This is a genomic window from Variovorax ginsengisoli (assembly GCF_030486595.1).
Classification (GTDB): domain Bacteria; phylum Pseudomonadota; class Gammaproteobacteria; order Burkholderiales; family Burkholderiaceae_C; genus Variovorax; species Variovorax ginsengisoli_B.
The window spans coordinates 85,421-102,257 of record NZ_JAUJZH010000002.1 but is presented as its reverse complement, the minus strand read 5'-3'; the positions used below and the strand labels follow the sequence as shown (position 1 = coordinate 102,257).

Annotated in this window: 18 protein-coding genes and 2 pseudogenes; 8 read left to right on the top strand and 12 right to left on the bottom strand. The window is 64.8% G+C overall.

Translation table 11 applies throughout. The annotated features are described in order from the left end of the window. Window positions 1–22: 22 nt before the first annotated feature. The 5 genes from QZH52_RS03065 to QZH52_RS03045 form a co-directional block, all read right to left on the bottom strand. On the bottom strand, window positions 23–670 hold the full coding sequence (locus QZH52_RS03065; protein WP_301803582.1) for a pilus assembly protein PilX: 648 nt from the start codon (window positions 668–670) through the stop codon (window positions 23–25). A 66-nt stretch (window positions 671–736) separates the two neighbouring features. Next, window positions 737–1,870, bottom strand: coding sequence for a PilW family protein (locus tag QZH52_RS03060; protein WP_301803579.1), 1,134 nt, complete (start codon window positions 1,868–1,870; stop codon window positions 737–739). 1 nt (window position 1,871) lies between these two features. Next, window positions 1,872–2,318 carry a type IV pilus modification protein PilV gene (gene pilV, locus QZH52_RS03055; protein ID WP_301803576.1) on the bottom strand — a complete coding sequence of 149 codons (447 nt, stop codon included), beginning with the start codon at window positions 2,316–2,318 and terminating at the stop codon, window positions 1,872–1,874. A gap of 14 nt (window positions 2,319–2,332) precedes the next feature. After that, on the bottom strand, window positions 2,333–2,929 hold the full coding sequence (locus QZH52_RS03050; RefSeq protein ID WP_301803574.1) for a GspH/FimT family pseudopilin: 597 nt from the start codon (window positions 2,927–2,929) through the stop codon (window positions 2,333–2,335). A 16-nt stretch (window positions 2,930–2,945) separates the two neighbouring features. Beyond that, window positions 2,946–3,554, bottom strand: coding sequence for a type IV pilin protein (locus QZH52_RS03045; protein ID WP_366919258.1), 609 nt, complete (start codon window positions 3,552–3,554; stop codon window positions 2,946–2,948). A 303-nt stretch (window positions 3,555–3,857) separates the two neighbouring features. Here QZH52_RS03045 and QZH52_RS03040 point away from each other — a divergent pair. Further along, window positions 3,858–4,073: pseudogene (locus tag QZH52_RS03040) on the top strand (pilin glycosylation ligase domain-containing protein); the annotation flags it as partial. Between the two features lie 340 nt (window positions 4,074–4,413). After that, a pseudogene (locus tag QZH52_RS03035) lies at window positions 4,414–5,264 on the top strand (PglL family O-oligosaccharyltransferase). On the opposite strand, the gene moaC reads toward QZH52_RS03035, so the two are convergent. After that, the gene (moaC, locus tag QZH52_RS03025; RefSeq protein ID WP_301803569.1) at window positions 5,249–5,728 is read right to left on the bottom strand and encodes a cyclic pyranopterin monophosphate synthase MoaC; all 480 of its coding nucleotides are present in this window, start codon (window positions 5,726–5,728) and stop codon (window positions 5,249–5,251) included. The pseudogene QZH52_RS03035 and the gene moaC sit on opposite strands and share 16 nt — an antisense overlap. Before the next feature lie 55 nt (window positions 5,729–5,783). Here moaC and QZH52_RS03020 point away from each other — a divergent pair, with 55 nt between their 5' ends. Further along, entirely contained in the window at window positions 5,784–7,364 is a 1,581-nt protein-coding gene (locus tag QZH52_RS03020; RefSeq protein ID WP_436411527.1) for a M48 family metalloprotease, read from the top strand. A 21-nt stretch (window positions 7,365–7,385) separates the two neighbouring features. Here the strand turns inward: QZH52_RS03020 and QZH52_RS03015 are convergent, their stop codons facing one another. From QZH52_RS03015 to QZH52_RS03005, 3 genes are read right to left on the bottom strand one after another with little or no spacing between them, the layout of a single operon-like run. Further along, window positions 7,386–7,742: a phage holin family protein gene (locus tag QZH52_RS03015; RefSeq protein WP_301803564.1), complete on the bottom strand. Its 357-nt coding sequence runs from the start codon at window positions 7,740–7,742 to the stop codon at window positions 7,386–7,388. An 18-nt stretch (window positions 7,743–7,760) separates the two neighbouring features. Beyond that, on the bottom strand, window positions 7,761–8,225 hold the full coding sequence (locus QZH52_RS03010; RefSeq protein WP_301803562.1) for a hypothetical protein: 465 nt from the start codon (window positions 8,223–8,225) through the stop codon (window positions 7,761–7,763). A 56-nt stretch (window positions 8,226–8,281) separates the two neighbouring features. Next, window positions 8,282–9,019 (bottom strand): TerC family protein, encoded by a 738-nt coding sequence (locus tag QZH52_RS03005; protein WP_301803559.1) that lies wholly within the window; start codon window positions 9,017–9,019, stop codon window positions 8,282–8,284. A gap of 415 nt (window positions 9,020–9,434) precedes the next feature. Between QZH52_RS03005 and QZH52_RS03000 the strand changes: the two genes are divergently transcribed. From QZH52_RS03000 to QZH52_RS02990, 3 genes are all read left to right on the top strand, one after another. After that, window positions 9,435–9,890, top strand: coding sequence for a DUF3717 domain-containing protein (locus QZH52_RS03000; RefSeq protein ID WP_301803556.1), 456 nt, complete (start codon window positions 9,435–9,437; stop codon window positions 9,888–9,890). A 10-nt stretch (window positions 9,891–9,900) separates the two neighbouring features. After that, the gene (locus QZH52_RS02995) at window positions 9,901–10,200 is read left to right on the top strand and encodes a DUF2007 domain-containing protein (RefSeq protein WP_301803552.1); all 300 of its coding nucleotides are present in this window, start codon (window positions 9,901–9,903) and stop codon (window positions 10,198–10,200) included. 868 nt (window positions 10,201–11,068) lie between these two features. Next, window positions 11,069–12,097 carry a site-specific integrase gene (locus tag QZH52_RS02990; protein ID WP_301803550.1) on the top strand — a complete coding sequence of 343 codons (1,029 nt, stop codon included), beginning with the start codon at window positions 11,069–11,071 and terminating at the stop codon, window positions 12,095–12,097. A gap of 83 nt (window positions 12,098–12,180) precedes the next feature. Here QZH52_RS02990 and QZH52_RS02985 read toward each other — a convergent pair whose 3' ends face one another. Both QZH52_RS02985 and purB read right to left on the bottom strand, forming a co-directional pair. Next, entirely contained in the window at window positions 12,181–12,741 is a 561-nt protein-coding gene (locus tag QZH52_RS02985; protein ID WP_301803547.1) for a YaeQ family protein, read from the bottom strand. Continuing rightward, window positions 12,741–14,120 (bottom strand): adenylosuccinate lyase, encoded by a 1,380-nt coding sequence (purB, locus tag QZH52_RS02980; RefSeq protein ID WP_301803544.1) that lies wholly within the window; start codon window positions 14,118–14,120, stop codon window positions 12,741–12,743. Before purB ends, QZH52_RS02985 begins: the two co-directional genes overlap by 1 nt. Before the next feature lie 122 nt (window positions 14,121–14,242). On the opposite strand from purB, the gene QZH52_RS02975 reads away from it, so the two are divergent. Then, window positions 14,243–14,854: a glutathione S-transferase N-terminal domain-containing protein gene (locus QZH52_RS02975; RefSeq protein WP_286509661.1), complete on the top strand. Its 612-nt coding sequence runs from the start codon at window positions 14,243–14,245 to the stop codon at window positions 14,852–14,854. A gap of 371 nt (window positions 14,855–15,225) precedes the next feature. Here QZH52_RS02975 and QZH52_RS02970 read toward each other — a convergent pair whose 3' ends face one another. Continuing rightward, window positions 15,226–15,849, bottom strand: a complete 624-nt coding sequence (locus QZH52_RS02970) for a glutathione peroxidase (RefSeq protein ID WP_301803538.1) — start codon at window positions 15,847–15,849, stop codon at window positions 15,226–15,228. Window positions 15,850–15,977: 128 nt separating this feature from the next. Here QZH52_RS02970 and QZH52_RS02965 point away from each other — a divergent pair, with 128 nt between their 5' ends. Beyond that, window positions 15,978–16,835 (top strand): ferritin family protein, encoded by an 858-nt coding sequence (locus QZH52_RS02965; protein ID WP_286519763.1) that lies wholly within the window; start codon window positions 15,978–15,980, stop codon window positions 16,833–16,835. The last annotated feature ends 2 nt before the right edge of the window (window positions 16,836–16,837 follow it).

Below are 16,837 nucleotides of genomic sequence, written 5' to 3'. Positions count from 1 at the left end.
TGGCGTCTTGTTGCGTTTCTGGTCAGAAGTGCACGATGGTTTCGGTGAAGCTCGTGGTGTTGCGAGCACCGGATACGCGCACCAGGATGCGGTAGTAGGGGGACGCCGCTGCACGCAATTCGGGCCGCGTGGTGTAGTTGAGGTCGCCGTGGTCCTGGGTGGTCGAGCTTCCCGCACCGAAGTACTTGGCGCAGTTGATGGTCGAATCCGTGGTGTAGTCGCCGGCCTTCGAGCAAAGGCGCAGCACGACGTAGCTGACCTTGTTGCCACCGACGTCGGTGCCTGCGATGGGATTGATTGTGCAGCCGGTGTAGGTGCCGGAAATCACGCCCTGGCAATTGTTTCCGTCCCAGTCGATCAACTGGCGATCGGCCGTTCCCTCGAGCTGGCGCCCGGTGACATCCAGCGGTGGCTTGACCGTGGTGCCGTCGTCTTCGAATTCCTGGTTGCTGGCGAAGTAGCCCTTCGTGGGGACGTTCGAATTCAGGTTGAACTTATTGGCGCTGAGCCAGGTGATCACCTCACGTGTCGCCTGATCCGCAGCCGCTGTGGCATCCTGTTTGAAGCCGACGTTCCCGAGCATCAGCGAACTGGTGTCGACGGATCGAACCAGGGCGAGGGCCGAAAGCATCAGCGCAACCAGGGTGAGAAGCGCGAACAGCAGCGACACGCCGCGCTGGGCGCGTACGCGAACGATGCGGCGAAACGATGGCGGTCGCTGGGTCATGGGAGTCATCTAGGAATTCCAGAGCACATTGCGCAGCGGCACGATGGTGTCGAAGATCTTGTAGCGGTAGTGCTTCCACTGATCGATCTGGTCGACCTTGAGAGAGATGCACTTGCTGCTGCCGCAGGTGGCGGTGGTGACGTCGTTGAACGTCGCCGTGCTGCCGACGTCCCAGAGCGGCGCGCTGGTGGTGACTTCTTCCTTTTCGAACTGGTTGCTGCGCGCCACGACGGCGATGCGAATGGCCAGCACCTGCTTCCAGCCGTCGTTCGTCAAGGGTGTGGTGGCGTCGTATAGGTCGACGACGCCGTCGCTGTTGGTGTCCTTGCCGTAGAAGGCCTGCAGGTTGACGATTTGCGGATAGAGTTCCTGCGCGGCGCCAACGATGCCACTGGTGGCGGAGAGTTCGGCGACCGCGAGGCTGTGTGCATTGCTGATGGAATAGGTGCGCGAGACCAGGGAGCCCATGTTCAGGAGCGAGTCGCCAAGCGCATAGCCCGCGGCGGGGTAGACCTCGCTGTGATTCCACGGACCGGCGGTGCCCGTTGCGTTGGGTATGCGGGTGGGGCCGAGGCTCAGCAGGGGCGCTGACGCATCGTTCGTCACGTTGAACAGGGTGCACCAAGTCCCGGCGCCCTGCACCTTGGGCACCGCAATCATCATGTTGTTGACCACTGCGCCGAACGACGACGCCACGGCGTAGGACGTGTCGGTGGGCGAGTGGTTGCCGGTCAGCAGCATCGGTGTCGACACGCCGGAGGTGCGGGCCTGCAGCACCGTGATCGTGTCGGGTGCGTCGTTGTCGGGTGTCGCGCCGCCATTCGCGATGACGACCGGCGCCAATGTGAGGCTGAATGCCGCCGCGCCTTCGCGCTTGCCCTTGATCTGGCAACCCATAGCCTCCGGGATCTGGGTGGCGCCATACCCGGCTTGCTGGATCTCGCGTTGAAGCGTGAACAGCGACAGCGCCCCATTGACCTGTGCATCGCTGCCCATGGTGATCGAACGCTTCGTCCCTTCCGCGGTCGACAGAACCTGCGTGATGACCAGCACGGTCAGCATCCCCAGCACCAGGCCGACCATGAGTTCGACCAATGTGAATCCGCGCTGGGCGGGCCTGGTGGAAGTGCGAAGGGACTTCATGCTATGTCGATGCCTTCGAGACGGTGGTGCTGGTGACGTACTTGTGCGATTCGCCGCTAGGCGTCGTCCAGGTGATCGTCACGGTCACGTTGCCGGAGGTGGCATCGAAGGCCACCGCGCCTTGTCCCACCGGCAGCGCGCCGGCGACCTTGTCCTGCCACTCGCGGCAGCGAGTCTGCGAAGCGCAACCGCTTCCGTTGTAGGCGGAGAGATTGTTGAGATCCGTCCACATCCGGCCGATCAGGTCGTTGGCGAGATTGACCGCATCCGCACGCACCTTGGCCTCGGTCTGCACGCGCGTCATCGAAGTCTGCAGGCCGACCAGGCCGAGCACGCCCAACATGAAGATCAGCAGCGCCACCAGCACTTCGATCAGCGCGATGCCGCTTTGGGGCTTTCTGGAGTTCGCGCGGCGCGTGGCGCGGGAAGGGGTTCCGGGGGATTTCATGTCGTTTGTCGGGGTCAGCACTTGCGTGGATCGTTGCTGTCGGAGACCTTGGGATCGCACATGCGCACTTGCCCGGCGGGCGTGATGGCAATGCGCAGGTCTCTGTAGCTCACGCCGGAACGAGATCCGGTCACATCGATCTGGCGGATGTAATCCGAGTTGACGATGCGCCCGAAGCCGTTGAACGTCACGCTGACGCCTCCTGTGCTGAGGTCGGATTGCACCGCCGCGACGCCGACGTGGCCGCCGCCGTCGCCGACGGCCCGGCCGGTGACAAGCTTGGGCGAGGATATGGTCGAAGGCGGATCACCGCAGTGCTTGAGCGGCGAGTACACGCTTACGACCCAGGAGCCGCTGCTCGCGGAAAGTGTGCAGTCGTTCGCCAGTACCGACGGATCCTCCAGGCTGACCAGCCAGAACGAAACGCTCTCATTTCGGCGAACCGCTTCGCCACGAGCCACTTGAAGTCCGTTCTGCAAAGAGTCGGCCACGTTCCGGATCCGGGTGTTGTCGAGCCATGTGCCCAGGCTCGGCAGGGCCGCGAACAGGATCAGCGCCAGCACCGCGATGGTGACGACGATTTCGATCAGTGAAAAGCCGCGTTGGCGCATCGTGGGCCTCGCTGGTTCAGCAGGTCGCCGAACTCGTGAGCCAGCATGTCGCCGTCACGTCGGCACCCTTGAACTTGGTGGTCGTGCGATCGCCGTTGTGGTCGATCGTGTAGACATGGCCCACCGCGCTGGCCGCGTTGCCTGTCGCGGTGATCGTGTAGCCCTGCTGGGAGTTGTTGGTCACGCAGCCGAAGCCGAAATACTTGGCGTTGCCGGGCACAAAGGAGTTCCAACCGTCGGCGCTCGAATCTGCGGCGCACTTGGCCGCAGTCCCATAGTTCCTGTTGTCCTGGTAGTACTGTTCCATCTTGGCCCGGTAGGCCGACAACTGCGTGAACGCTTCGGGAATCTGGCCCCGCCGGACATAGTCGTTGTACGCGGGCAACGCCACGGCGGCCAGAATCCCGATGATCGCCACCACAATCATGACTTCGATGAGCGTGAAGCCCGTCGACCGGCAACGAGATTGGGAAACGTTTTGCACTGTGATGACCTTTGTCGGCATTGCTGGATTTAGGTCACAAATTGTCACTGACCGGCCTGTTTTGACGTCGCCGCCCGTCAGCGCCGCGCTTCCTTTCGTCGCCCATGACCGGTCAATCTGTGAACTTTTGCCTGTCTCCATGTGATCTTTAGTTCGCGTCTCCGAGTCGACTGCAAAAGAGAAACCGCCTTAAACGCATCCGGAAAAATCGCGCTCGCCACGCTGATTGCTCTGCCTTTTCTGTTTCCCTGCGCCGAAGGCCCCTCGGTCAACACCCAGCAGCAACTGGCGACCTGGGCTTGCGTGGCCCTGCTGGCAGGCCTCGCGCCGACCCGTCTGCCCTCCCGACCCCAGATCACCTGGCTCACCACAGCCACCCTCGCGCTCATCCTCGGCCACGGCCACGGCATCCCCCTGGCCGCTGCAACCGTCTTCGCCCTGGCAATGGTGGGCCTGGCCGCCTGCCTCGGCGCCGGCATGGCGCGCGCCGGTTCGCCGGCCCCCTGGGCCTGTGCACTGCTCATCGCCGGCCTTCTCAACGCCGTCCTCGGCCTCCTCCAGTACTACGGGTGCGCCGAGCCCCTGGTCCCCTGGACCACCGCCCCCGAACCCGGCCAGGCCTACGGCAACCTGCGCCAGCGCAACCAGTTCGCCTCGCTGATCAGCATGGCGCTGATCGCGGCCTTGTGGCTGCACGCGGTTCACGGTCGCCGGGTCCGCGCCGCTTTGGCACCGGCCGCCCTGCTGCTGGTCGTCGCCGCCGCCGCCGCGACCTCCCGCACCGGCCTGCTTCAACTGCTGCTGATCGCCGGCGCCTCGGCCTTCCTGGCCTGGCGCGAGCGTCGACGCGGCCTTGCCCGGCCTGCTCGCCTTCCGCATCCCCTGGTTCTCGTCTCGCTGGTGCTGGCCTATTTCACAGCCTCCTGGCTCCTGCCCCACCTCGCCGGCCCCGCGGTCGAAGTGCCTGCGCGACGGCGCTCCGGACGCCCACAGCCGGCTCGTGCTCTGGCGCAACGTCATCGACCTGATCGCCCTGCATCCCTGGGCCGGCTGGGGCTGGGGCGAGTTGAAGTTCGCCCACTACAGCACGCTCTATGCCGGTCCGCGCTTCGTCGAGATCCTCGACAACGCCCACAACCTGCCGCTGCACCTCGCGGTCGAGCTCGGCATTCCGGCCGCCCTGCTGGTCTGCGGCGGCTTGGGCTGGCTGGTGAGGGCCGCCCGTCCGTGGCGCGAGGTCGACCCGGCCCGGCTGATGGCCTGGGGCCTGCTGGCCGTCATCGTCCTGCACAGCCTGCTCGAATACCCGCTGTGGTTCGGGCCGTTCCAGCTCATCTTCGGGCTGTGCCTGGGTTTCCTCTGGCCGGCACCGGCACCGGCGGCCCGGCGATCGCCCCGGGTCCTGCCGCTGGCGGCGCGTGCCGTCCCGATGGCCTGCGCGCTCGCGCTGCTGGCCGTGGTCGGCTACGCCGCCTGGGACTACACCCGGACAGCCAGGTCTATCTGGCGCGCGACCAGCGGCTGCCGGCCTACCGCGACCACCCGCTCGACCAGGCGCAGCGCTCGCTGCTCTTCGAGGCACCGGTCGCCTTCGCCCGGCTGACGCTGACGCCGGTCGACCCCGCCAACGCAGCCGAGATGCATGCGCTGGCGCAACGCGTGCTGCACTACTCGCCCGAGCCGTCGGTGATCGTCAAGCTGATCGACAGCGCCGTGCTGCTGGGCGAGGCGGACGAGGCGGCCGCCCAGGCCGCGCGCTTCAAGGCGGCCTTCCCGCACCAATACGGCCGCTGGCTCGCCGGCCTGCCGCTGGCCGACGACGCGCCCGAACAGCCTCAGCCCGCCACGTAGCTCCCCGACTTGCCCCCGTGCTTCTCCAGCACGTGCACGTCGTTGATGCGCATCCCGCGGTCGACCGCCTTGCACATGTCGTAGATGGTCAGCAGAGCCACCTGCACGGCGGTCAGCGCTTCCATCTCGACGCCGGTCGGCCCCACGGTCTCGACGGTCGCGGTGCAGGCCACCTGCGGCGCGCCGCCATCGGCCAGCGCAAAGGCCACCGCCACGCGGGTCAGCGCCAGCGGATGGCACAGCGGGATCAGGTCGCTGGTCTTCTTGGCGGCCTGGATGCCGGCGATGCGGGCGATGCCGAGCACGTCGCCCTTCTTTGCCGTGCCCGATTCGATCAGCGCCAAGGTCGACGGCATCATCTCGATGCGGCCGGTCGCCACGGCCACGCGGTGGGTCGCGGGCTTGGCCGCCACGTCGACCATGTGCGCCTGGCCCTGGGCATCGAAATGGGTGAGAGAACTCATTGTGTGAACGTTCCGCTGAGTGCAGCATCATACGAGCCCGAGCCATGGACGAGGAATGCCACGCTTGACTCCCACCGACCGACCCCTTCACACCGCGGCGGGGCGCGCCAGACGCTTGCTGCGCGGCCTGTGCGCCGGCCTGTTGATGGCCGCCCAGGTCGCCCTGCCGCTGCGCGCCCAGGCCCAGCTGCTGCCCGGCATGGGCGATGGCGGCGAGATGACCGCCGCCGCCGAACGCCACCTGGGCGACCAGATCGCCCGCGAGCTCTACCGCGACCCGGACTACCTCGACGACCCGGTGCTGGTCGAGTACGTGCAGGACATCTGGCAGCGCCTGCTGGCGGCGGCGCGCATGCGCGGCGAGCTCACGCCCGAACTCGACGAGCGCTTCGCCTGGACCATCCTGCTGGGCCGCGACCGCACCATCAACGCCTTCGCGCTGCCGGGCGGCTACCTCGGGCTCAACCTGGGGCTGCTGGCGGTGGTCGGCAGCCGGGACGAGCTGGCCACCGTGCTCGGCCACGAGCTGTCGCACGTCACGCAGCGCCATATCGCGCGCATCATGGCCAAGCAGAGCCAGCAGCTGCCGTTGATGCTGGCGGCCATGGTCCTCGGGGTGATCGCGGCCAGCAAGAGCCGCAGCGGCGATGCCGGCCAGGCCATGATCATGGGCAGCCAGGCGGCCTTCATGCAGAACCAGCTGAGCTTCTCGCGCGACATGGAGCGCGAGGCCGATCGGGTCGGCTTCGGCGTCATGACCCAGGCAGGCTATGCGCCGCAGGGCGCGGCGGCGATGTTCGAGAAGCTGCAATACGCCGCGCGGCTCAACGACAACGGCTCCTACCCCTACCTGCGCAGCCACCCGCTCAACAGCGAGCGGATCGCGGACATGCAGGGCCGGTTCCAGTTCAAGCCCGGCAACGCGGCCGCGCTGCCGCTGCTGATGGACCACGCCATGATCTCCGCCCGCGCCCGGGTGTTCACGCGCCCCGGCGTCGACGTGCTGCGCCAATGGGTCGATGCGGCCGGGGCCAGTGAGTTCGCGCGCAGTTCGCCGGCGCAGCAGGCCGGCACTCTCTACGCGGCCGCGCTGTCGGCCAATGAACTGCGCGACTTCAAGGCGGCCCGCGCCCTGGTCCAGCGGCTGATCGCTCGCACCGCCGGCGATGCGCCTTCGGCGCGGCTGGCGCGCCTGCTCTCGGCCGAGATCGAACTTGCCGCGGGCGCGCCGCAGGCGGCCGCGGCGCTGCTCGATCCGAAGGTCAAGGACCGCCCCGAACTGCTGCTCGCGGCGCAGGCCGCGGTCGCCACCCACGCCCCGGCACCGATGATCCCGGCGCTGCGCGACTGGGTCGCGACCCATCCGCGCGACGCCACGGCCTGGCGCAGCCTGGCCAACCTGTACGGCGCCAACAACGAGTCGGTGAGCGCGATCCGCGCCGACGCCGAGTCCAATGTTGCCACGCTCGACCTGGCGGCCGCGCGCGATCGATTCAAGGCGGCGCAGGATCTGGTCCGCAAGCCCGGCTCGGTGCCGATCGACCACTACGAGGCGTCGATCATCGACACCCGCGCCCGTGCGGTGGACGCGCTCCTCAGGGAGGAGGCCGCCGAGGAAAAGCGGCCACCCAGGTAGCGGCCGCGCAGCGCGCGGGCTTCAGGCCTGCTTCGAGAACAGTCCGCCGAGCGCGGACTCGATCACCACGCCGAGCAGCGAATAGATCAGCGAGCCGACCAGCGCCGCGAAGAAGCTGTTGACATGGAAGCCCGACAGCAGGCCCGATGCCGCCCAGAAGAGCAGGGCGTTGATGACGAACAGGAACAGGCCCAGCGTGACGATCGTGACCGGCAAGGTCAGCACCACCAGCACCGGCCGCACGAACATGTTGAGCAGCCCGATCACGGCCGCCGCCAGCAGCGCCGAGGTGTAGGTGCTGACCTGGACCCCGCTGTAGAGATAGGCCACCGCCAGCAGCGCCAGCGCGCTCAGCAGCCACCTGATGAGAAGTCGCATCCGGGCGAGGCGGTCCGGCTACTCGGAGAGCTCGTTGGCCAGCACCAGCAGCGCGCCCATGCCCACCATCGCGCCTGGCAGCGCCCAGCCCGAGTGGCCGGCCGGCGGGACATCGGGCGCCACGGGCTCGAGGTCGACCCCGAGCTTCGGCCGCCGCGCGTCGACCACCCGCGCCGCGCCGTGCTCCAGCTTCAGGCGCTGGGTGAGGTCGGCGAGCGGCCCCTTGGCCAGCACCGGCATCACCGGCGTGCCGCCGTGCGTGAGCACGGGCAGCAGCTGCTCCTGCACCTTGGCGAACCACTTGGCGCGCCAGTTCTCGCGGGCACTGTGGCTGACCCACTTGCTGATACGATGGGTCATGCGCGGGGCGCACGCCACGAGCACCCATTCGCTCACGTCGGCGCCGCCGGCCGCGGCAGGAGGCCGGGCGAGGAATTCGCGCGCGTAGGCCGCGTCGTCCACGTACAGAATGACCTTTTCCATGGTTGCTCCTTCTTGGGGTGGTTGGAGTGGGAGAGACATCGACGGAAGAAATCGCTTCAGGCGGCGACCGTTTCGGCCGGCTTCGGGCGCCGCGAGGCCACCCACTTGCCGATCACCAGCACCAGCAGCGCACCGATGACGCCGGCCGCGTAGCGCACCACGTCGCTCTGCGGCAGCTTGGGCACCCAGGTCCAGGCGGCCGGGTTGGCCACGGACGGATCGGATACCGCCATGGTGCCGGCGATCCAGCCGAGCAGCATGCCGCCCAAGGTGATGATCAGCGGGAAGCGGTCCATCAGCTTGATGACCAGCTGGCTGCCCCAGACGATGATCGGGATGCTCACGAGCAGGCCGAAGATGACCAGCGGCATCTGGTGGCCTTCGCCGGCGCCCTGCGCGGCGCCTGCGATCGCGATCACGTTGTCGACGCTCATCACGAGGTCGGCCACGATCACGGTCTTGACCGCGGCCCAGAGCTTGTCGCTGGCGGCGATGTTGCCGTGGGCGTCGTCATGCTCGGGCGCCAGCAGCTTGACGCCGATCCACAGCAGCAGGATGGCGCCGGCCAGCTTCAGGAACGGAATCGCCAGCAGCGTGAGCGCGAAGAAGATCAGGACCACGCGCAGCACGATGGCGCCCGCGGTGCCCCACAGGATGCCCTTGGTGCGCTGGGCAGGCGGCAGCTTGCGGCAGGCCAGTGCGATGACGACCGCGTTGTCGCCACCCAGCAGGATGTCGATCATGATGATCTGGCCGACCGCGACCCAGAACTCGGGGGTTAGAAATTGCTCCATGAAGTCCTCTCTGTTTTCGTTTCACTCCCGCTCGCGTGGATCGGTTGAGGCGTTGACTTGAGAGAACGGAGTTCCAGGAAATGCAACGCTTCGATCAAACCCGCGAGGGCTTATATCGAAGGTCTTGCATGACAGCACGCGGCTGCCCGACAGGCCGGAAGTTTTTTGCTTCGTATTGACGACCTGGCGAACCCACTCCCTCGGGAGCAAGTGGGAGCTACTCCCCTTCGTGGCTGGAATTAGAGCATCGAGGGCGGGGTGTTGCAACCGGGCTCGTCCGGGTCTTTAAAGAGAAATGGCCTGGATGACCCGTGAATAGAGAAGATGGTGCTATATATTTGATAGCATTCAATTCCTTCAACGAGTGCGGGCCATTGCCCGGACTATGATTCGCGCTCGCTTTTTTCGTCTGTCCATGGCCGCCATTCACATCACCGACATCGAGGCCGCCATCAACTACTGGCGCGAGAGAAAACCCTCGCCCGACGGCGTCACGCTGGCGCCCGAGCTGCGCGCGCTGGCCGAGGTCTACGCGCTGATGGTGTTCCACCACGAGGACGAGGTCGACGAGGTCGGCTTTCCCGCCAAGGCCTGGGCGGCCTGGCTGGCCTGGTACCAGAGCACGCCCGATACCCCCTGCATCGCGATCTGCTCCACCAGCCAGGGTGACGACCAGTGCAAGGGCTGCGGACGCAGCTTCGACGAGGTCCAGCACTGGCCGGCGATGACGCCGGCCGAGAAGCGCTCGACCTGGCGCCGCATCACCATGCAGGACACCGCCTGGCGCTTCAACAAGTACGCCGAGCGCGCCCGGGAGGCCAGCCAGCTCCGGGCCGACGCTGCGCCGCCGCCGCCCGATCCCGCGGGCTGAAGAGCCGCCGATGCGCCGCCTCGCCCAAGCCCCCAACCTGGCGCTCGCCACGCTGTGGGTGCAGATGCTGCGCGACGACGGCGTCGACGCCTTGGTGCAGCGCGAGTACCTGGGCGCTGCCGCCGGGCAATTGCCGCCCGACCAGTGCCTGCCGGAGATATGGATCGAGGACGAGGCCCAGTTGGCGCTCGCCGAGCGGCTGCTGCATGCGCTCAGGCACCGTCCGCAGCGCCGCTGGGAGTGCCGCTGCGGCGAACTGGTCGAGGGCGGCTTCGAGTTGTGCTGGCAATGCGGCGCAGCGATGCCCTAGGAACTTCCAGATTTAGGATTTATCAGGTTGACCTGATAGTTATTGCTGCGACGAGGGTGATTTCAGATTCTAGGAACGAAGGTTTGCCGTGTCCAAATCACCAGTGAGATGCTCCTAGCGTGCTCGAACTGAAATGTGGGCGCGAGTAAAGATTTGGAGTCATAAAATCATTGAAAATATGGGCGGCGTTGCAGTGTGAAAGTATTCGCACGAGTGCTGACGGAACCTGCGGCTGTAGTTGCGATAATTGCTTTCTTGAATTGAGAGGTTGGTTTCTGGCAAGCAAAAAACCTGAGCCTGCGGTTTACAAGCTCTCAGACGACTGCGGTTCGCTCTCTCAGAGGCATCGTAATCGATGGCTGCGGTCGAATTTCTAGTTCGACACCGTGGGAAATCCGGAAAAAGCGATGTCGGCTGGAATTCGCAGGGACTCCATTGATCCAAGCTTTTGCGCTCTGCGAAGGGTTTGAGTATATGCAGTGCATCTTGCCTGAACGGCCGTTTTCTGAGCATCTGTCTTGAAAATCTTGGCACACATCTTGGGCCGAAGAAGGTCGAGGTTCCGCATGACGATGTAGAGCTCTGTGGGGTCGCGATTTAGATAACCATGGTCTGGCATCACATAGGAAGATCGAGTCCGAACAGAGGTGAAGTGCCATCTTCATGTCAAGCAATCAAGCGGGCGAGCCGGTGAGCGGGTAGGCGGGTAGGCGGGTAGGCGGGTGAGCGGGTGAGCGGGTGAGCGGTCGATTCAGCGCAGACTGAGAGTAGGTCAACTCGGAGTGAGAAGCAATATTTGTCAGGGTTCGAAAAAATGTTCGAATCCTGCGATCTGAAGGTAGTCTTCGGTCCTCAAAAAGGAGTGACTATGAGACCCGAAGAGACCCCAGAGACCCCAGAGACCCCAGAGACCCCAGAGACCCCAGAGACCCCCGGCCCCCTCTACTTCCTGTCGCTGGAAGACGTTCCTCGCGGACACTTTGACGAAGAGCAGACTGCCCTCTTCAGCAAGCTCAAAATGTTAAGTTCGTCGACCCAACGGTCCTATGCCGCAGCATTCAGAGGGTACATGGAATGCCGCCCGTTTTCGCCGGCGAACGCTCATTCCGCGCGCGCATGGATTTGCGGTGTCCGGTGGGGCTGTGAATTGAACTCACTTCATCCAGACTCGGCGATTGCTGATGGCTGGCGAAAAACGCTGTCTCAAGGTATTTCGATACCTGAGATCGAGTTCTACGATGATTTAGGGAGCCGCTACATTCGCGTACCCGCATACGGCCAGGGGCGTCGTCGCCATAGACTCCCTTTGCTTCCACCCGACTTTGTTAGCCGCCTCCTGGTGCATAGCAAAAAAAATTCACGACGAGATCTGCATTTTGCGTTGGTAGCCCTTTCCCTGACGGGCTGCCGTCCGTGCGAACTCGCGTCTATGGTCTTTAATTTTACTAAAGATAGCTTGTCCGTGACAATCGCTTGCGCAAAGGAGAGGGGCAACGAGAAAGAGCCGAGGCATCGAATTTTGACTGTGAAGCGTGAAGGCCTCATGATCACTAGCTTTTTGGATGAACTTGAGATCTGGCTCGAAGAAGAAGAGACGACACGTCCCTTCGTAAATCTCAAGGCAGCTGCCATGAACAATCTCTGTCGACGTTTATCGCAAAAGCTTTGGCCCCTCCGGCCGCTAGTTAACCCAAGTTGCTTCCGATGCCTGTTTATCGCGGACCTGAAGAGCGATGGAGTTCCCCGGGAACAAATTGCAAGTCAAGTCGGGCATATGGCGACGAGATCCGCGTCACGCTATGGAACGGCGAGGCAGGGACGCACCGGCCGCCGGGGATATCTTCATCTTGAACAGGATGTGGAAAAAAATGAGGCTCCTTCCAGACCAAGAGGCTGATATCAAACGAACGAGACGTACGCCTGCGTATTGCCCATCCCCGGACGAGTCATACCAAGTCCATGACTGAGGAGCAACTCACCCTAGCGCATTCTCACCGGCTCAATATCAATGCTGCGAGTGCTATCGCCCAGCATCAGCGTCCCTTCCTGTATCGTCGCCTGCAGTTGCATCGAGCGCTGCGCCAGCGCCGCCAGCGACTGCGAGGCCGCTGTCGGCACCCGGAACACCTGCAGGTTCTGCGGCCGGGTCAGCTTGTTCTCGATGCCGCGCCACCAGATCTCGGCCGCGTGGTTGAAGCAGTAGACGATCACCGCATCGGCCTTGCCGCAGGCCTTGATGACCGGCTTGTCCTCGGGCTGGCCGACCTCGATCCAGAGCTTCACCTGGCCGGTGAAATCGCGCAGCCAGACATCGGGCTCGTCGGGATTCGACAGGCCGGCGCCGAAGGCCAGCGTGCCGTCGCCGTTGCAGACGTCCTGCAGCTGGTGGGCATTGAGTGCCAGCGCGACCAGCCGGATCATCATCCGCTCGTCGGTCTCGCTGGGGTGGCGCGCCAGCGTCAGCGCGTGGTCGGCGTAGTAGTTGTGGTCGATGTCGGCGACCGCGAGACTGGCCTTGAAGATGGTGGACTTGAGCGCCATCAGGCCCGCCGGGCAAGCTCGGCGGCCTTGCCGATATAGCTCGCCGGGGTCATGGCCAGTAAGCGGTCCTTTTCTTCCTGCGGAATCTCGAGCGAGCGGATCAGGCCGTGCAGCGCTTCGGCCGTGACCGTCTTGCCGCGCGTGACTTCCTTGAGCTGCTCGTAGGCGCCCTGCACGCCGAAGCGGCGCATCACGGTCTGGATCGGCTCCGCCAGCACTTCCCACGAGCGGTCGAGATCCTGGGCCAGCGCCTCCTCGTTGAGCTCGAGCTTGCCCAGCCCGGTCGCCAGGCTGGCATAGGCCAGGGTGGCGTAGCCGAAGGCGACACCGATGTTGCGCAGCACCGTGCTGTCGGTCAGGTCGCGCTGCCAGCGGCTGATCGGCAGCTTCTCGCTCAGGTGGCGCAGCACCGCGTTGGCCAGGCCCAGGTTGCCCTCGGCGTTCTCGAAATCGATCGGGTTGACCTTGTGCGGCATCGTCGAGGAGCCGATCTCGCCCGGCTTCAGCCGCTGCTTGAAATAGCCCAGGCTGACGTAGCCCCAGATGTCGCGCGAGAAGTCGACCAGGATGGTGTTGGCGCGCGCCACGGCGTCGAACAGCTCGGCCATGTAGTCGTGCGGCTCGATCTGGATGCTGTAGGGCTGGAAGCTCAGGCCCAGGCCGAGCGGCGCGGGCGTCTCGACCACCTTGCGGCTGAAGCCTTCCCAGTCGAAATCGGGCCAGGCGGCCATGTGGGCGTTGTAGTTGCCGACCGCGCCGTTCATCTTGCCCAGCAGCTGCACGCCGGCGATCTGTCCGCGTGCCTTGGCGAGGCGCACCGCGACGTTCGCGAGTTCCTTGCCGACCGTGGTCGGGCTCGCGGTCTGGCCGTGGGTGCGCGACAGCATCGACACGCCGGCGAACTTGCCGGCCATGTCGCGCAGGGTGGCGATCAGGCCGTCGATGGCCGGCAGCATGACCTTTTCGCGTGCGGCCTGGATCTGCAACGCGTGGCTGGTGTTGTTGATGTCCTCGCTGGTGCAGGCGAAATGGACGAACTCCGAGGCCGCCAGCAGCTCCGGCCGGGCCTCGAACTTGGACTTGATCCAGTACTCGACCGCTTTCACATCGTGGTTGGTGGTCTTTTCGATCTGCTTGATCGCGACCGCGTCGGCTTCGGAGAAGTTGGACACCAGGCCGAGCAGGTATTTGCGGGCGCCGCCCGTGAGGGGCTTGAATTCGGCGAAGCCGCAGTCCGAGAGGGCGATGAACCAGGCCACCTCGACCTGCACGCGCCGGTGCATGTAGCCCTGTTCGCTCATCAGCGGACGCAGCGTCGAGAGCTTGGCCGCATAACGGCCGTCGAGGGGGGAAAGGGCGGAGACGGTGGAGAAACTCATGGGCGAATTTTAGGTTGCGGGGCGGCCGAAGCAATTTCGCCGGGCTCCGCCCAGCATTCCGTGACGCGCATTCCCCTAGAATCAAAGCGCTACAACGATGACCCTGATGGGGGAGTGCCTGCATGAAACTGATCGGATCCGCTGCCAGCCCGTACGTGCGCAAGGTGCGCGTGGTCATGGCCGAGAAGCGGCTCGATTACCAGTTCGTGATCGAAGACGTCTGGTCTGCCGATACCACGATTTCCAGTTCCAACCCGCTCGGCAAGGTGCCCTGCCTGATCATGGACGGCAGCGAGGCGATGTTCGATTCGCGGGTGATCGTCGAGTACCTCGACACCCTGTCGCCGGTCGGCAAGCTGATCCCGCAGCAAAGCCGCGAGCGCGCCGAGGTCAAGACCTGGGAAGCGCTGGCCGACGGCGTGATGGACGCCGGATTGCTGCTGCGGATGGAGGCCACCTGGGTGCACCGCGCCGACAGCGAGCGCAGCCAGGCCTGGATGGACCGCCAGCGCGGCAAGATCAACAACGGCATCGCCGCCATGGCCAAGGGCCTGGCCGACAAGCCCTTCTGCAGCGGCATCCACCTGAGCCTGTCCGACATCGCCGTCGGCTGCGTCCTGGGCTGGCTCGACTACCGCTTCCCCGAGATCGACTGGCGTGCCGACCACGCCAACCTGGCCAAGCTGTTCGACAAGCTCATGCTGCGCCCCAGCTTCGCTGAAACAAAACCCTGACCAGCCCCAGCGGCTCCAATGAAAAAGCCCCGCACGCGGGGCTTTTTCATTGTCGAGGCCGGCGCAGCCAGGCCCGTTGGTGAAACACCGTGGAACCGGCTTTGCCGGGCCGCTGGTGTTGCCCCCGGCAGGGGGGGCGTCCGGACACGAAGTGCCGGACAACCTGGGGGCGAGCAATAAAAATGTTACGAGGCGCCCCGACGCGAAGGAGGGAGGGAGGGAGGAGGAGAAGAATCGCCTCGGGATTTCAACCTGGCGGCAAGCGCCCGGAAGACCTCGCAACATAAAAACCGACCGGACTTTTCGTGCCCGGAAACGGTATGAGCGCGGACCGGCGAGCCGGTTCCCTGGCGATACGTAAGCGTTTGTGACTAGTTGGAAGTTGTCGCCGGTTGTGAACTCATCGACGCCAGCGGCGCCGCCCCCAACTGCTTCTCGATCTCTCGCACGAACGCGCGGTCGTCCGGTGCCGTCATGCTGGAGTAGGCGTCGACCACCTTGCCGTCGCGGCCGATCAGGTATTTGTAGAAATTCCATTTCGGCGTCGTGCCGGAGAGCTGCGCCAGCTGCTTGAAAAGCGGGCTGGCATCAGGCCCCCGCACCGACGATTTCGCGAACATCGGAAACTTGACGCCGAAGGTGCTTTCGCAGAAGTCGGCGATTTCCTTGTTCGAGCCGGCTTCCTGGGCGAAATCGTTCGACGGGAACCCCAGCACCACGAGCCCCCGCGACCGGTATTTGCTGTCGAGGGCTTCCAGGCCCTTGTACTGGGGCGTGAAGCCGCAAAAGCTCGCGGTGTTGACCACCAGCACGACCTTGCCCGCGTACTGGCAAAGGGACTGCGGCTTTTCATCCTGGAGCCGCGGAAAAGTGTGCTGAAGGACGGCGGGGCAGCCGGCCGCGGCGCCCTGCGCGGCGGCGCCGGTCGGCAGCAGACCGGCAGCCAGCACGATGGCCGGGAAAAATGGCACTAACAGACCGAGGGGTATTCGCATGGCGGTGTTCCCGAGTGAAAAGCAGCGCGAATGGGCAAGTTTGCGGCGCGCGGACCTACATCATCGCGCGCTTGTCACAGGCGCGATAAGCCTGCCGACTAAAATCAGTCGGCTTAAGAAAGACATTGATGCTTTATCCGGAACTCTTCAGACAACTCGAATCTGTCCGCTGGGACATGGACAAGGATATTCCTTGGCAGTCTTTCGACGCAAGCCGGCTCACCGAGGAGCAGGCCCAGACCATCAAGATGAACGCGATCACCGAGTGGGCGGCGCTGCCGGCCACCGAGATGTTCCTGCGCGACAACCGGCATGACAGCGACTTTTCTGCCTTCATGTCGATCTGGTTCTTCGAGGAGCAGAAGCACTCGCTGGTGCTGATGGAATACCTCAAGCGCTTCAGCCCCCAGCATGCGCCGACCGAGCAGGAACTGCACGACGTGCGCTTCGATTTCGATCCGGCGCCGCCGCTCGAGACCCTGATGCTGCATTTCTGCGGCGAGATCCGCCTGAACCACTGGTATCGCCGTGCCGCCGAGTGGCACACCGAGCCGGTCATCAAGCACATCTACACCACGCTTAGCCAGGACGAGGCGCGCCACGGCGGCGCCTACCTGCGCTACATGAAGCGGGCAATGGAAAAGTTCGGCGACGAGGCCCGTTCGGCCTTCACCAAGGTCGGCGTGTTGATGGCCAGCGCCCGCCGCACGGCGCAGGCGCTGCATCCCACCAACCTGCACGTCAACAAGGCGCTGTTCCCGAACGACACGATCCAGAGCCGGGTGCCCGATCCCGACTGGCTCGAGCACTGGCTCGACAAGCAGATCAAGTTCGATTCCGTCTGGGAGAACAAGGTTGGCGAGCGGATCCTGCACAACCTGAGCCTGCTGATGAACCGCAGCTTCAAGACGGTCCAGGAACTGAACCGCTACCGCAAGGAGCTCGCGGCCTCCCTCGGCCCCAGGCCCGAATACCAGGGCGCCTGAAC

Coding starts and splice junctions, on each gene's coding strand:
- moaC (WP_301803569.1), bottom strand. CDS start 5,728: ATGAGTTCTCTCACCCATTTCGATGCCCAGGGCCAGGCGCACATGGTC.
- QZH52_RS03005 (WP_301803559.1), bottom strand. CDS start 9,019: ATGGAGCAATTTCTAACCCCCGAGTTCTGGGTCGCGGTCGGCCAGATC.
- QZH52_RS02985 (WP_301803547.1), bottom strand. CDS start 12,741: ATGGCGCTCAAGTCCACCATCTTCAAGGCCAGTCTCGCGGTCGCCGAC.
- QZH52_RS03045 (WP_366919258.1), bottom strand. CDS start 3,554: ATGGAGACAGGCAAAAGTTCACAGATTGACCGGTCATGGGCGACGAAA.
- QZH52_RS02975 (WP_286509661.1), top strand. CDS start 14,243: ATGAAACTGATCGGATCCGCTGCCAGCCCGTACGTGCGCAAGGTGCGC.
- QZH52_RS02965 (WP_286519763.1), top strand. CDS start 15,978: ATGCTTTATCCGGAACTCTTCAGACAACTCGAATCTGTCCGCTGGGAC.
- QZH52_RS03010 (WP_301803562.1), bottom strand. CDS start 8,225: ATGGAAAAGGTCATTCTGTACGTGGACGACGCGGCCTACGCGCGCGAA.
- QZH52_RS02990 (WP_301803550.1), top strand. CDS start 11,069: ATGAGACCCGAAGAGACCCCAGAGACCCCAGAGACCCCAGAGACCCCA.
- QZH52_RS03020 (WP_436411527.1), top strand. CDS start 5,784: ATGCCACGCTTGACTCCCACCGACCGACCCCTTCACACCGCGGCGGGG.
- purB (WP_301803544.1), bottom strand. CDS start 14,120: ATGAGTTTCTCCACCGTCTCCGCCCTTTCCCCCCTCGACGGCCGTTAT.
- QZH52_RS03060 (WP_301803579.1), bottom strand. CDS start 1,870: ATGAAGTCCCTTCGCACTTCCACCAGGCCCGCCCAGCGCGGATTCACA.
- QZH52_RS03050 (WP_301803574.1), bottom strand. CDS start 2,929: ATGCGCCAACGCGGCTTTTCACTGATCGAAATCGTCGTCACCATCGCG.
- QZH52_RS02995 (WP_301803552.1), top strand. CDS start 9,901: ATGCGCCGCCTCGCCCAAGCCCCCAACCTGGCGCTCGCCACGCTGTGG.
- QZH52_RS02970 (WP_301803538.1), bottom strand. CDS start 15,849: ATGCGAATACCCCTCGGTCTGTTAGTGCCATTTTTCCCGGCCATCGTG.
- QZH52_RS03015 (WP_301803564.1), bottom strand. CDS start 7,742: ATGCGACTTCTCATCAGGTGGCTGCTGAGCGCGCTGGCGCTGCTGGCG.
- pilV (WP_301803576.1), bottom strand. CDS start 2,318: ATGAAATCCCCCGGAACCCCTTCCCGCGCCACGCGCCGCGCGAACTCC.
- QZH52_RS03000 (WP_301803556.1), top strand. CDS start 9,435: ATGGCCGCCATTCACATCACCGACATCGAGGCCGCCATCAACTACTGG.